This is a genomic window from Nonomuraea africana (assembly GCF_014873535.1).
GTDB lineage: Bacteria > Actinomycetota > Actinomycetes > Streptosporangiales > Streptosporangiaceae > Nonomuraea > Nonomuraea africana.
In genome coordinates this window covers 5,565,743-5,578,574 of record NZ_JADBEF010000001.1, presented here as the reverse complement: position 1 = coordinate 5,578,574, position 12,832 = coordinate 5,565,743, and the positions used below count along the sequence as shown (strand labels likewise).

14 protein-coding genes are annotated in these 12,832 nt (G+C 71.1%); 5 read left to right on the top strand and 9 right to left on the bottom strand.

All coding sequences use genetic code 11. The annotated features are described in order from the left end of the window. Window positions 1-11: 11 nt before the first annotated feature. The 5 genes from H4W81_RS26375 to H4W81_RS26355 are packed head-to-tail and all read right to left on the bottom strand — an operon-like array spanning window position 12 to window position 6,075. A complete protein-coding gene (locus H4W81_RS26375; protein WP_192777276.1) occupies window positions 12-1,313 on the bottom strand; it encodes an FAD-dependent oxidoreductase in 1,302 nt (433 codons plus the stop codon). Between the two features lie 21 nt (window positions 1,314-1,334). Beyond that, the gene (locus tag H4W81_RS26370) at window positions 1,335-2,549 is read right to left on the bottom strand and encodes a class I adenylate-forming enzyme family protein (RefSeq protein WP_192777275.1); all 1,215 of its coding nucleotides are present in this window, start codon (window positions 2,547-2,549) and stop codon (window positions 1,335-1,337) included. A 32-nt stretch (window positions 2,550-2,581) separates the two neighbouring features. After that, window positions 2,582-4,042, bottom strand: a complete 1,461-nt coding sequence (locus H4W81_RS26365) for an AMP-binding protein (protein ID WP_192777274.1) — start codon at window positions 4,040-4,042, stop codon at window positions 2,582-2,584. Between the two features lie 9 nt (window positions 4,043-4,051). After that, the gene (locus H4W81_RS26360) at window positions 4,052-5,032 is read right to left on the bottom strand and encodes a phenylacetate--CoA ligase family protein (protein ID WP_192777273.1); all 981 of its coding nucleotides are present in this window, start codon (window positions 5,030-5,032) and stop codon (window positions 4,052-4,054) included. Then, window positions 5,029-6,075 (bottom strand): LLM class flavin-dependent oxidoreductase, encoded by a 1,047-nt coding sequence (locus H4W81_RS26355; RefSeq protein ID WP_192777272.1) that lies wholly within the window; start codon window positions 6,073-6,075, stop codon window positions 5,029-5,031. The genes H4W81_RS26360 and H4W81_RS26355 overlap by 4 nt, the downstream gene beginning before the upstream one ends. Before the next feature lie 160 nt (window positions 6,076-6,235). On the opposite strand from H4W81_RS26355, the gene H4W81_RS26350 reads away from it, so the two are divergent. Continuing rightward, window positions 6,236-6,685: a hypothetical protein gene (locus H4W81_RS26350; protein WP_225958802.1), complete on the top strand. Its 450-nt coding sequence runs from the start codon at window positions 6,236-6,238 to the stop codon at window positions 6,683-6,685. Here the strand turns inward: H4W81_RS26350 and H4W81_RS26345 are convergent. Continuing rightward, window positions 6,682-7,602: an acyl-CoA dehydrogenase family protein gene (locus tag H4W81_RS26345; protein ID WP_192777271.1), complete on the bottom strand. Its 921-nt coding sequence runs from the start codon at window positions 7,600-7,602 to the stop codon at window positions 6,682-6,684. The genes H4W81_RS26350 and H4W81_RS26345 overlap by 4 nt on opposite strands. 174 nt (window positions 7,603-7,776) lie before the next feature. Here H4W81_RS26345 and H4W81_RS26340 point away from each other — a divergent pair, with 174 nt between their 5' ends. From H4W81_RS26340 to H4W81_RS26330, 3 genes are all read left to right on the top strand, one after another. Further along, window positions 7,777-8,340 carry a hypothetical protein gene (locus tag H4W81_RS26340; RefSeq protein ID WP_192777270.1) on the top strand — a complete coding sequence of 188 codons (564 nt, stop codon included), beginning with the start codon at window positions 7,777-7,779 and terminating at the stop codon, window positions 8,338-8,340. A 57-nt stretch (window positions 8,341-8,397) separates the two neighbouring features. Further along, window positions 8,398-10,137: a proline--tRNA ligase gene (locus tag H4W81_RS26335; protein WP_192777269.1), complete on the top strand. Its 1,740-nt coding sequence runs from the start codon at window positions 8,398-8,400 to the stop codon at window positions 10,135-10,137. 103 nt (window positions 10,138-10,240) lie between these two features. Beyond that, a complete protein-coding gene (locus tag H4W81_RS26330) occupies window positions 10,241-11,107 on the top strand; it encodes an alpha/beta fold hydrolase (protein WP_192777268.1) in 867 nt (288 codons plus the stop codon). Here H4W81_RS26330 and H4W81_RS26325 read toward each other — a convergent pair. The 3 genes from H4W81_RS26325 to H4W81_RS26315 form a co-directional block, all read right to left on the bottom strand. After that, complete coding sequence (locus H4W81_RS26325; protein ID WP_192777267.1) at window positions 11,104-11,307, bottom strand: DUF4236 domain-containing protein; 204 nt, start codon at window positions 11,305-11,307, stop codon at window positions 11,104-11,106. The genes H4W81_RS26330 and H4W81_RS26325 overlap by 4 nt on opposite strands. Before the next feature lie 66 nt (window positions 11,308-11,373). Beyond that, window positions 11,374-11,568 carry a DUF4236 domain-containing protein gene (locus tag H4W81_RS26320; protein WP_192777266.1) on the bottom strand — a complete coding sequence of 65 codons (195 nt, stop codon included), beginning with the start codon at window positions 11,566-11,568 and terminating at the stop codon, window positions 11,374-11,376. A 36-nt stretch (window positions 11,569-11,604) separates the two neighbouring features. Then, window positions 11,605-12,255, bottom strand: coding sequence for a TetR/AcrR family transcriptional regulator (locus H4W81_RS26315; RefSeq protein ID WP_192777265.1), 651 nt, complete (start codon window positions 12,253-12,255; stop codon window positions 11,605-11,607). Between the two features lie 147 nt (window positions 12,256-12,402). Here H4W81_RS26315 and H4W81_RS26310 point away from each other — a divergent pair, with 147 nt between their 5' ends. After that, window positions 12,403-12,813 (top strand): enoyl-CoA hydratase-related protein, encoded by a 411-nt coding sequence (locus H4W81_RS26310; RefSeq protein ID WP_192777264.1) that lies wholly within the window; start codon window positions 12,403-12,405, stop codon window positions 12,811-12,813. Window positions 12,814-12,832: the final 19 nt, after the last annotated feature.

Sequence of the window (12,832 nt, the reverse complement as noted above, 5' to 3'; positions counted from 1 at the left end):
GTGAACAACACTCATGTCACGACTCGGCCGCAGGCGGCCAGCATCGCCTCGAGGCCGGCCAGCTTCACCCGCTCGCCCCTGCCGAGCGTGCGCGCGAGCGCGGCCTCCGCCCGCTCGATCGCCAGCCAGTCGTCGTAGGTGACCGGCCTGACGCCACGGGCGGAGAGCAGCTCGTCGATCGAGGTCACCCGGCCGCGCGGATCGTCGGCCAGCAGCGTGCGGACGGTCTCGGCGGCGTCCGACTTGTTGGTGCCGATCACGCCGGTCGGCCCGCGCTTGAGCCAGCCCGCCACGTACTCGCGGTCGCGGACCCTTCCCTGGACGTTCGGCACGGTGTTCGTCTCGGTCGAGAACGGCACGCCAGGCAGCGGCACGCTCTGGTAGCCGACCGAGCGCAGCACCATCCCGACGGGCAGCGTCTCGAACTCGCCCGTGCCCACGACCCTGCCCTCCTCCGACAGCCTGGTCCGCTCCAGGCGCAGTCCCTCCACGCGGGTGCTGCCGAGGATCTCCACGGGCCGCAGCCAGAACCGCACGTCCAGCCGGCGCGGACGGCCGACGGGGGCCCGCTCCGACCACGACCTCAGCACCTCGATGTTGCCCTTGACCTGGCGGGGGAAGTCGCCGCCGAGCACCACGGCCTCCTCGGGACGCACGCACACGTCGGCGTTGGCCAGCGCGCCGAGCTCGCGCAGCTCCTTCAGCGTGAACTTGGCGTGCTCGGGACCGCGCCTGCCGATCATGTGGATGGCCTTGACCTGGCTGTCGGCCAGCCTGCTCAGCACGTCGTCGGGCACGTCCGTGGAGCTCAGCTCCTCGGCGGTCTTGGCCAGCACCCGCACGACGTCCACCGCCACGTTGCCGACGCCGATCACCGCGACCTCGGGGCTGTCGAGGGTGAACATGTCGGGCGAGACGTCGGGATGGCCGCAGTACCAGTTCACGAAGTCGGTCGCGGCGACGCTGCCCACCAGGTCCTCGCCGGGGATGCCGAGCTTCCTGTCGACCATCGCGCCCGTGCAGTAGACGACGGCGTCGTAGCAGGCCAGCAGGTCGTCGACGGACACCTCCGAGCCGAGCGTCACCCCGCCGAGAAAGCGCACCTGCGGCAGCTCGAGCACCCGCTGGAGGTAGGTGGCGATCGACTTGATCGACGTGTGGTCGGGCGCCACCCCGTATCTCACCAGCCCGTACGGCGTGGGCAGCCGTTCGAGCACGTCCACCTCGACGGGGCTCGCCGACTGCTTCACCAGTGCCTCGGCCGTGTAGATGCCGGCGGGGCCCGATCCGACGACTGCCACGCGCAACGACACGCTGCCTCCTCGGGGGCGACGCTATGACCGTGATTGTGTACCCACCAGGTGCAGACGGCCAAGGTCATCGAGGAAACCCGTGTCGCCCGTCCTGACGAAACCGTCCCTCGCGAACACCCTTGGGTCGCCGTCTCCGACGTACCCGCTCATGACCGCCTGAGACCGCAGCAGCACCTCTCCCTCCTCGCCCGCGGGCAGCGGGCGTCCCGTGCTGTCGCGCACGGACAGGTCCACGCCCGCGCGCGGCCTGCCGACCGTGAGCTCGGCGTCCTGCGGGGGGTCGTCGGGGCGGGTGCCGAGGCCGAGGCCCGCCTCCGTGCACAGGTAGCGGTTGCAGACGGGGGCGCCGAAGTGCTCCCTGAGCCGCCTGATCAGACCGGGCGGCGCGGGGCCTCCGGTGGAGAGCACCAGCTCGAACGAGGGCGGCTTGCCGGGAAGATCCAGCATGGCGGCGAGCTGTGCGGGCGTGCCCTGGAGCACCCGCAGCCGCTTCTCGCACGCCAGCCGCAGCGCCGACTCGGGATCCCATGACGGCAGCAGGTACGTGGTCCTGCCGGTCTGCAGGATCAGCGGCAGCCTGGTCGCGAACGCCAGGTGGCCCATCGGGTGCGACAGCAGCCGCGCGTCGCCCCTGCCCCACCTGACGCCCGCTCCGTGCGCCCTGATGGCCTCCAGCTGCCTGTCGCCGAAGAGCGCGGCCTTGGGCGGGCCCGTCCTGCCGGAGGTGTGGGTGATCACGACGGGCCGTCCTGGGTCGGGCGGCATCGGGGGTGGCGGCGGCTCGTTCCTGGCCAGCGCGCCCAGCCACGAGGCGGGAGGGAGGTCGCCGAGCTCGGTCGGCCCCGTGGGCGGGGACGCAGGCAGGGTCGTGGGCAGGGTCGTGGGCAGGGTGACGACGTCGCGGCCCGGTAGCGAGGGGAGCAGACGGGGCGCGGTGACGACGAGGTCGGGGTCGAGCCTGGACAGCAGGGCGAGCCTGGCCGGATGGCGGGCGTCGAGGCCCGCCGTCACCGCGCCGATCTTGGCGGCGGCGAGGTAGCAGACGACGAACTCGGGCCCGTCGGGCAGCACGAGGGCGAGCACGTCGCCGACGCGCACGCCGCGATGGGAGAGTCCTGCGGCCACCTGGTCGGACAGGCGGTCGAGATCGGCGAACGAGAGGCGGGAGGTGCCGGACTCGACCGCAGCGCGCGCCCCGAACCTGCGTGCGGCCTCTCCGGCCAGCAGGCGCAACATGGCTGGCTCCTGACGAAAGGCGCACTGTGTGTCTACCCGCGCTGTGCGGCCTCACGCAGGGCGTTCTTGTCGAGCTTTCCGTTGGCGTTCAGCGGGAGCTCGTCGAGGACGACCACGCGCCTGGGCACCTTGTAGTCGGACATGTTCTCCTTCGCCCACGCGCGCAGGCCCTCCTCGCCGACCTCGGCGCCGGGCCTCGGCACCACGAAGGCCCAGCCGGCCTCGCCCGAGCGCGCGTCGGGCATCCCCACCACCGCCGCCTGCGCCAGCGATCCCTCTCTGAGCAGCAGCGACTCGACCTCGGCGGGGGAGACGTTGAAGCCGTTGACGATGAACAGCTCCTTCTTCCTGTCGACGATGGTCAGGTTGCCCTCGGGGTCCAGCACGCCGATGTCGCCGGTGTGCAGCCAGCCGTCCTCGTCGATCGCCTCGGCGGTCCTGGCGGGCTCGCCCCAGTAGCCGCGCATCACGCCGTAGCCGCGCTGGAGGATCTCGCCGCGCTCGCCCTGGGGCACCTCCTTGCCCGACACGTCGACGATCTTCACCTCGATGCCGGGGACGGGGCGGCCCGCCGTGCCCGCGATCACCTCGACCGGATCGCCGGCCCTGGTCATGGAGACGACGGTGCCCTCCATGAGCCCGTAGGCGTTGATCATGCGCTCCAGCCCGACCCGCTCGACCAGTCGCGTCACGAGCGACGCGGGCACCGCCGCCGCGCCGCAGATGGCGACCCTGAGGGAGGAGACGTCCCGCGGCCGCCGGTCCAGCTCGTCGAGGAGGCGGGCGAAGAGGGTGGGCGGTCCCGCCAGGATGGTGATCCGCCCGTTCTCGATGAGGTCCATGAGGCCGTCGGGGGAGAAGGCGGCGACCGGGATCATCGTCGCCCCGCGTAACACGCATGCCAGCAGCCCCGCGTTGAGCCCGAAGCCGTGGGCGAAGGGCGCGATCACCGGGTACCTGTCGCCCTCGCGCAGCGTGACGATCTCCGCCCAGTCCCCGTAGCCGCGCAGGATCTGCGCGTGGTCGAGCATGACGCCCTTGGGCGTGCCGGTCGTGCCGGAGGTGGACATGATCTCGCACAGGTCATCGCCCCGTACGGCCAGCGCCCGCTCCTCGGCCTCCTCGACGCTCGCCAGCGCGTGCCGTACGCCCTCGAAGGAGCGGACAGCGGGCAGGCGCCGGTCGCTGATGAGCACCGAGACGCCCGTCCGACCGGCCAGGTCGGCGGCCTCGAGCTGCTTGGCGCGGGCGGAGATCGGCACGAGCACCGCGCCCGCGTCCCAGACCCCGAAGGCGTGGACCGCCCAGGACAGGTCGTTGGGACCCCAGATCGCCACCCTGTCGCCGGGACCGACGCCCTGCGCGATGAGCGCCCGCGCCACGACCTGGGCGCGTTCGCGGAGGGCGGCCAGGTCGAAGTCGGGCGTGACGGCGGCGTCCGGGCGGCTCCCGGCCCGGTCGCGCAGCATCCTGGGGATCGTTTCCCACCGCATGACGGGCTCCTAGAGGAGGGCGCGGTCCCTGCCGAGGTGGTGGCCGCGATGGTCGGTGACGACGCAGGGCGTGGCGCTCTCGGCGGCGTCGGGGGAGATCTCCACGGCGATCGAGATCGGCGTGATCGCGGCGAGGGACTGCAGGATGCGCGATCTCCACATCGGGTTCTCGACCAGGCTCTGCCTGCCGAACGTGACGGTCAGCGCGGCGGCGTCGAGCGTGCCCTGCCTGCTGATCGCCAGTTCCCATCCCGACACTCCGTCGATCTTCGCCAGCGCCTTCTCGATCCGCGGCAGCGACAGCCACAGCCCGCGCACCAGCACGTGCTCGCCGACGGTGTGCGCCGGCCTGCCCTCGACCGTGACCTGCCCCGTGCGCAGGACTGCGTCGCCGTACGGGATGACCAGCTCGCCGCGCCCTTCGTCGATCAGGGTGTCCTTGCCGATGGCGGCCAGCCCGAGCACCCCCTCGGCCAGCGGCGTGAGCGGCTCGCTCTCGGCGGCCCGCCAGGCCAGGGCGCCCCCGGAGAACGGGCTGGAGTAGACCTCGGTGACCTGGGCCTCGAACTCCGAGGCGAGGTGGCCGAGTGTCCGCCTGGAGGCGATCTCGCCGGTCAGCACGATGTGCCGGAGGCCGAGATCGAGCGGGTCGAGCAGGAACTCCAGGTGCAGCCGCGCCAGGAAGTCCATCGCGCCCGTCGGCGTGGCGACCAGCGTCGTGGCCCGCATCGTCTGGAGCGCGTGGTGGAGCCGCATCCTGCCGCGCGGACCCACCGAGGCGGCGGCCTCGGCCACGGACGCGGCGGCCGCCGCCCACAGCCCGCCCACCGGCTCGGCCAGCGCCACCACCACCCTGTCGCCCTCGCCGACGCCCGCCCGGCGCAGCGCCTCGGCGGTCAGCTCGGGACGCAGGGGGAACCCGCCCGCGAGGTTGAGCAGCCCGGTGGCGCTCCCGGTGGTCAGGTCGTCACGGGTCAGCCACCTGCTCACTTCATCACCTCGGTCATGAAGAGGTTCATGGAGTCGCAGACCAGGTCGTGGGCGAGCCCGCCCACCTGGCACTGCAGGATCAGGTCCGTCGCGCCCGCCTCGGCGATGCGCGCCACCGCCTTGCGGGACCCCTCCACGTCGTCCACGACGACCATCAGGTGCTCGCGCAGCGTGGCCATGGCCTCCTCGGGCGGCATCCCCGCGGCGAGCTGGCCGAGCACGCGGTGGGTGGCGTGGCGGGCGTCGTAGTAGTCGGGCGGTGTGACGAGGTTGACCTGGCGGCGGATGTACCACAGGACCGCGTCGGCGGCCTCCTCCCTGGCCTGGCCGACGTACCAGGGGATCATCAGCGCGATGCGCCGGGTGCCGGGGTCGAAGCCGTTCTCGGCCAGGCACTCCTTGTACTTCGCGATGTCCTCGGCCACGTCGTCGACGCCCTTGAGCATGGTCATGCCGAGCAGGTTGTAGCCGTGCTTCGCGGCGGCCAGATAGCCCTCGAGGGAGGTGGAGGCCACCCAGACGGGCGGGTGGGGCACCTGCGCGGGACGGGGGTAGACGGCCACGTCGGGGATCTCGAAGAACTCGTTCGACCTGCTGACGGGCTCGCCGTCGGCCCGCCAGATCGCCAGCGTCGCCTCCAGGCTGTCCTCCCAGATCTGACGCGACTTCTCGAACGGCCGCTGGAAGGCCTGGTACTCCAGGGGCGAGGCCCCGCGTCCCGTGCCGAACTCCACCCTGCCGCCGCTCAGCACGTCGAGGGTGGCGACCCGCTCGGCCGTGCGGATCGGGGACTGGAAGGGCAGCAGCACCACGCCGAGCCCGAGGTGGATGCGGCTGGTGCGCTGGGAGATCGCGGCAAGGACGAGGTCGGGTGCCGAGGAGTGGGAGAAGCCGCGGGTGAAGTGGTGCTCGACGAACCACGCGGTGTCGAAGCCGAGACGGTCGCCGAGGACGACCTGGTCGATCACGTTCTGGAACGCCTGCCGTTCGACCTCGCGGGTCCTGCCGCGGACCTCCAGCTCGTATCCCAGGCTGATCCGCATCCACGCCTCCCGTTGATGAACCAAGCGCTCGCTTGGTCGAGCGTATCAGGCGACACGGACTTGCGGGAAGGGCGCGGGGAGATCAGAGTGAGTGTCCGTGAGCGCGGAGAAGCGGCGAAAGCAGGGGCTGAGGCGGCCGAAAGATGGCACGCTCCCAGACATGAGATTGCGTCGCGCCAGGGAGGCTCACGACGAGCCCGCTCCGGCCAGCGCCCGCAGGTTCGAGGCGTTCGGCAGGGTGATGGCCGCGCTGGCGAGCGAGGCCGAGTTCATCGAGTCCTGCCGCGACCTCACTTGGTGGCGGGGGGCCGACCACAGCTGGCACATCTCATGGCGCGACGGGCCCTACGCCGCCGAGGTGGTCACGCTGCTGGCCCGGCAGGTGTGCGAGCCGGGCCTCGATACGAGCCTCGTCACCGTCGCGGGGCCCTGCACCCCCTCCTCCGCGGTGCTCGACGTGATGGGGGTGCGCTTCGAGCTGCTCGCCATCGACCCGATGGGCAGGGCGAGGGTCGGCGCGCGGCCGGGCTTCTGGCGGCTGGCAGAGGCGCTCGACACCACCCGCCGCACCAACGCCAGGCAGCCGTGGGAGGAACTGCTCGGCGGCTAGCCGATCTCCAGGCGGGCCCGGTGCTCGCGCGGCGGGCCGAACAGCCGCGCGTCGGAGGTGGCCCGCTTGAAGTAGCGGTGCGCCTCGTGCTCCCAGGTGATGCCGATACCGCCGTGGACCTGGATGCTGTCGCCCGCCGCCCGCAGATAGGCCTCGCCGCAGTAGGAGCCCGCGATCGCCGCCGCCTGCGCCGAGGGGTCGCCGACCGCTCCCCAGACCGCCGACCTGGCCGACTCCACCGTCAGCAGCAGATCGGCCAGCCGGTGCTTGATCGCCTGGAAGGAGCCGATCGGCCGGCCGAACTGGTGGCGCAGCTTGGCGTGTGCGGTGGCCGCCTCCAGGCACCTGGCCGCGCCGCCCACCTGCTCGGCGGCCAGCGTGATCACCGCCAGGTCACGGACCCGCTCCCACGCCGCGCCGTCCCCCGCCGGTCGTGCGACGGCCCCGTCGAAGGTCAGCGCGGTGAGCGGCCGGCTGGCGTCCATCGTCTCGTACGGCACGCGCGCCGACGGCTCGGCCGCCACCAGCGACCCGTCCACGTAGACGAGGACCGCCTCGGCGTCGAGCACGTAGGGGGCCGAGCCGGTCAGGCGGTCGCCGTCCAGGAGGCAGGAGTGCTCGCCGGGCAGCACGACGGTCGCGGTGAGCGCGCCTTCGGCGATCGCCCCGAGCAGCTCGGGGTCGTCGGTGGCGGCCGCGGCCATCACCGCGGTCTGGAGAAAGGGATGGGGGGACAGCGCCCTGCCGATCTCCTCGGCCACGACGGCCAGCTCGGGCAGACCGCAGCCGGCTCCGCCGTATCTTTCGTCGACGGCCAGCCCCGCCACTCCGAGTTCGCCGGAGAAACGCGCCCATGACGCGTCTGGATGGGCGGCGAGAAAGGATCTGACGGTGGCCCGCAGCTCAGGGAGGCTCACAAGGCCCGATATTAACCAAGCGATTGCTTGATTAGCTAGCCTGACCAGCGGTTGACAGAAATTTACTTCTCCTGTAAGTCCGGATAGTCTGATTAGAGAACTATGGAGAAGATTGCTCTTGAGTATGCCGATTTCGCCGAATATGACAGGCGACAGCGCGGCATCCAACGTCACGTGCTGGCCGCTTTCCTCGGAGGACTGGTCGTCGGCCTGATCGGCGTGCTGGTCTCCGCGCTCGGCATCGAGTTCTACTACGACCCCTACGCCTACCTCGCGCTGGCGGTGGTCGTGGGCGCGACGGCCTCGGGCAGCGGATGGGCACTCCTCACCACCTTCCTCGCCTCCGCCTCGACCGTGGTGGCCGCCATGGGCGGCAGCGCGCTGCGCGGCGACCTGAACTTCGAGGCCATCGGCGGGACCAGCACGGGGCTGAACCTGGTCGTCGCCCAGCTGGTCGCCCTGGGCCTGCTCGCCTACCTCAGCAGGCGGCGCGACAGCTGGGGCGATCTCGGCGCGGGCGTCGTCTCCGGTCTGCTGCTCGCCGACGTCATCGACAGGGCCACTCCCGGCGGCGTCGACTTCGACCGCGCGTTCTGGCCGGCGTCCGCCATCGCGGTCGCCGCTCTCGCCGTCGTCGCGGTCTTCCTCCTCAGGCGCACCATGGCGGGCCGGGCGCGCGCCGCCGCCGTCGCGGTCGTGGTCGCGGGACTGCTCACGCTCGCACTCCACGCCCTGTAACCGGGGAAAGTCGGTAGCCTGTATGTCCTCACGTCCGGGCCCTAACTAGGAGTAGCCGTGTTGCTGCGCATGTCGTCGTTGTTGCTTCGCACCCTGCGGGACGACCCGGCAGACGCGGAAGTCCCGAGCCACAAGCTCCTGGTCCGCGCCGGCTACGTCCGCCGCGTGGCGCCCGGCATCTACTCATGGCTGCCGCTCGGCAAGATCGCCCTCGAGAACGTCACGCGCGTCGTGCGCGAGGAGATGAACAGGATGGGCGGGCAGGAGGTGCTCTTCCCGGCCCTGCTGCCCCGCGACTACTACGAGGCCACGGGACGCTGGGTCGAGTACGGCGACACGCTCTTCCGTCTCAAGGACCGCAAGGGCGCCGACTACCTGCTCGGTCCCACCCACGAGGAGCTGTTCGCCGACATGGTGAAGGGCGAGTACTCCTCGTACAAGGACTACCCCGTCACGCTCTACCAGATCCAGAACAAGTACCGTGACGAGGCGCGGCCCCGCGCCGGCATCCTGCGCGGGCGCGAGTTCCTGATGAAGGACTCCTACTCCTTCGACCTCGACGACGACGGTCTCAAGCGCTCCTACGAGCAGCACCGCGAGGCCTACATCAGGACCTTCGACAGGCTCGGCCTCAGCTACAAGATCGTCTTCGCCACCTCGGGCGCCATGGGCGGCTCGGCGTCGGAGGAGTTCCTCGCGCCCACGCCCACCGGCGAGGACACCTTCGTCAACTGCCACCACTGCGGTTACGCGGCCAACGCCGAGGCCGTCGTCACCCCCGCGCCGGCCGCCCGCGCGCTGGAGGGGCTCCCGGCGCAGCGCGTGCTCGACACCCCCGACACCCCGACGATCGAGACGCTGGTGTCGTTCGTCAACGCCGAGCACGGCCTGAACATCACCGCCGCCGACACCCTCAAGAACGTCGTGGTCAAGGTCACCACGCCGGGCTCCGACAAGGCGGAGACGCTGGTCATCGGCGTCCCCGGTGACCGTGAGGTCGACTTCAAGCGCCTGGAGGCCGCCCTGGCCCCCGGTGAGCCCGCCATCTTCGAGGACTTCCACAAGCACCCCGGCCTGGTGCGCGGCTACATCGGCCCGCAGGTGCTCAAGGACCTCGGCATCCGCTACCTCGTCGACCCGCGCGTGGTCACCGGCACCTCGTGGGTGACCGGCGCCAACGAGAAGGGCAAGCACGCCGTCAACGTCGTGGCCGGCCGCGACTTCGTGCCCGACGGCACGATCGAGGCCGCGGAGGTCCGCGCCGGTGACGCCTGCCCCCGCTGCGGCAACGAGCTGTCCCTCGACAGGGGCATCGAGATCGGCCACATCTTCCAGCTCGGCCGCAAGTACGCCGACGCCGCGGGCCTCGACGCCCTCGGCCCCGACGGCAAGCCGATCAGGATCACGATGGGCTCCTACGGCATCGGCGTCTCCAGGGCGCTCGCGGTGATCGCCGAGCAGAAGTACGACGAGCTCGGGCTGGTGTGGCCGCGCGAGGTCGCCCCCGCCGACGTGCACATCGTCGGCACCGGCAAGGAGAACCAGGTCGAGGTGGCCGTCCAGCTCGCCGAGGAGCTCGAGTCGAGAGGGCTGCGCGTGCTGGTCGACGACCGGCCCTCGGTCTCGCCCGGCGTGAAGTTCAAGGACGCCGAGCTGCTGGGCATGCCCACCATCGTGGTGATCGGCCGCGGTCTGGGCCAGGGCGTCATCGAGCTGCGCGACCGCGCGACGGGCGTCAAGGAGGAGATCCCGCTCGCCGAGGCCGCCGACCGTGTCGTGGCCGCCTGCCGCGCCTGATCCGTTCGCCGAGTCCCGGTAGAGGCCCCGCCCGCATAAGGGCGCGGGCCTCTCCGTCTTCGAGCCGCCGTTACATCGCCCGCTCACGGGCAGCTGTGCCGCTGTGAAGCATCGACACATCGACGTGGACGGAGTGCGGACCTTCTACAGGGAGGCGGGCCCGCCCGGCGCGCCCGTCGTGCTCCTGCCGCACGGCTACCCGTGCTCCTCGTTCCAGTTCCGCCACTTCATGCCCGCCATGGCCGACCGCTGGCGGCTGGTCGCGCCCGACTACCCCGGCTTCGGCTACAGCGCGACACCCGAGGGCTTCGCCTACACCTTCGACGGCTACGCCGCCTTCCTCGACCGGTTCGCCGAGTTGCTCGGCCTCCGGCACTACGCCCTCTACCTGCACGACTACGGCTCGCAGATCGGCCTGCGGCTGGCGATGCGGGCGCCCGATCGCGTGACGGCCCTGATCATCCAGAACGGCGACATCTACGAGGACGAGCTCGGCCCCAAGTACAAGCCGCTCAAGGACTACTGGGCCGACCCCACGCCCTCCGGGCGCGAGCGGCTGGGCCAGGCGGTGTCGGAGGAGGGATTCAGGGACGAGTTCGTGGGCGAGGTGGCCGACCACCTCGCCGAGCGGATCAGCCCCGACCTGTGGCGGCTGTCGTGGCCGTTGATGGACACGCCCGCGCGCCGCGAGATCGCCGTGGGCCTGATGGAGGGGCTGCGGGAGAACCTCGAGTGGTTCCCCCGCTACCAGCGCTATCTCAGGGAGCACCGGCCGCCGACGCTGATCGTCTGGGGCCCTCAGGACGGCTACATGCCGGAGGGCGCGGCCCGCGCCTACCTGCGCGACCTGCCCGACGCCGAGCTGCACCTGCTGGAGGGCGGGCACTGGGCGCTGGAGACGAACCTGGACGAGATCGTCGCCCTCACCCGCGACTTCCTCGGTCGCCTCGCGCCCGCGGGCCCTCGCTAGCGGTAGTGGCGGTGACGGCGACCGCCGAGTGACTTGCTGAGGTGGAAGCCGCCCGGCAGCCTGACGGTGACGTGGCGGCGGCCGTCGGGGGTGGTGGTGAGGTGGAACCTGCGCCCTCCGAAGCTGTGACCGACGCCGTGACGGGACAGGTTGATCCTGAAGGGACCCACCTTGATCGACTTGCGGTAGTGCCAGCCCATCGAGCCTCCTCGGGGAAAAGTCCGTGGTGCCCTGAAAACGAAGGGCACCACGGAGGAGTTCCCTGATCAGCGGCGTGCGCTGCCGCCGAGGGTCTTACGCCAGTGGAAGCCGCCGGGGAGATTGACCGACAGCGTGCGCCGTCCGTCGGCGGTCTTCGTGACACGGAACGCCCTGTTGCCCCAGCTGTGCCCGACACCTCCACGTGACAGGTTCAGCCGGAACGGGCCTATCTTGATGGACTTCCGAAAACCCCAGCCCATTGATGCCTCCATCGGGGGATTGGCGACGCGCCCCCGCTACCCCGAGGAGGAGTCGCGAATCCCGCCGCTCGTGCCGAGGCCGCGGGTGATGAAGGCGTACATCTCCTCGAAGACCTCCTCGGGCACCTGGCGCGGCTCGGCGCCGTCCCAGAGGATCCAGCGCATGCCGATCAGCTCGCCGACCCCCATCAGCGCCCAGGCCAGCACCTCGGGGTCGGCCGTGACGATGTCGCCCGCCGCCATGGCCTGGCGCAGCCCCGCGATGTAACCTTCGGCGATCTTCGCGTAGTGGTCGTGGAGCGCGGCGGGGGAGACGAACTCGGCCTGCCTGATGATCCGGTAGAGCGCGGGGTGCTCGGCGGTGAACCTGAAGAACGCCGCGAAGCCCAGCCGTTCGCTCTCGGCGCGTGAGGCGCCCTGGGCCGAGGCCTCGTGCATGGCGTGCCGTACCCGCCGGTTGAGGTCGGCGACCAGCTCGTCGAAGATCTGCTGCTTGCTCTCGAAGTAGATGTAGAAGGTGCCCTGGGAGACGGCCGCCGCTTCGGTGATCTTGACGATGGACGCCTCGTAGTAGCCCAGCTCGGAGAAGACCTTCTCGGCCGCGTCGAGCAGCCTGCGCCTGGTGCGCTCGCCCCGCTTGGACAGGGGGGTGCCACGGGCGCTGGTGAATGTCTCGACGGCTGTCACCTTGTGAGCCTCCTCGACCGGGTCATGACCGTCAAGATAACAGATGAATCACCTCTCATGTTGGTCTTGACCCGTCTGGCCGGGTCCCATACCTTCCAGGTGAATCAGGTCTCATGTTGAGGGTCTCTCGTTGAGGAGGCGGGCAGGGTGCTGGTCAGGCTGGAAGGCGACGGCGAGGCGGCCACCCTCGTGCTGAACCGTCCCGAGCGCCACAACAGCCTGGTCCCCGACCTACTGCGGGAACTCCTCGACGCGGTCGCCGCCGTGGACGCCGGGGCGGTGGTGCTGGCCGCCGAGGGCCGGTCCTTCTCGACCGGCGGCGACGTCCGCGCCTTCGCCGAGCGGGCCGCCGAAGGGGACGAAGGGCTGGCGGCCTACGCGCACGAGATCGTCGGGCTGCTCAACCAGACCGTCCTCGCGCTGCTGCGGCTGGACGTCCCGGTGATCGCCGCGGTGCAGGCTTCTGGGTCGATCCGCATCTCGGCTCCAGACCTGGCGGCCTGTTCGCCACCCAGCACGTCGTCAGGAACGGCACCGCTGTCTTCGTCGACTCCCTGATTTCCAACCGAATCACGAG

Bases quoted from the DNA above. Each gene is read 5' to 3' on its own strand.
- H4W81_RS26370 (WP_192777275.1), bottom strand. From the start codon at position 2,549: ATGTTGCGCCTGCTGGCCGGAGAGGCCGCACGCAGGTTCGGGGCGCGC.
- H4W81_RS26365 (WP_192777274.1), bottom strand. From the start codon at position 4,042: ATGCGGTGGGAAACGATCCCCAGGATGCTGCGCGACCGGGCCGGGAGC.
- H4W81_RS26355 (WP_192777272.1), bottom strand. From the start codon at position 6,075: ATGCGGATCAGCCTGGGATACGAGCTGGAGGTCCGCGGCAGGACCCGC.
- H4W81_RS26350 (WP_225958802.1), top strand. From the start codon at position 6,236: ATGAGATTGCGTCGCGCCAGGGAGGCTCACGACGAGCCCGCTCCGGCC.
- H4W81_RS26325 (WP_192777267.1), bottom strand. From the start codon at position 11,307: ATGGGCTGGCACTACCGCAAGTCGATCAAGGTGGGTCCCTTCAGGATC.
- H4W81_RS26320 (WP_192777266.1), bottom strand. From the start codon at position 11,568: ATGGGCTGGGGTTTTCGGAAGTCCATCAAGATAGGCCCGTTCCGGCTG.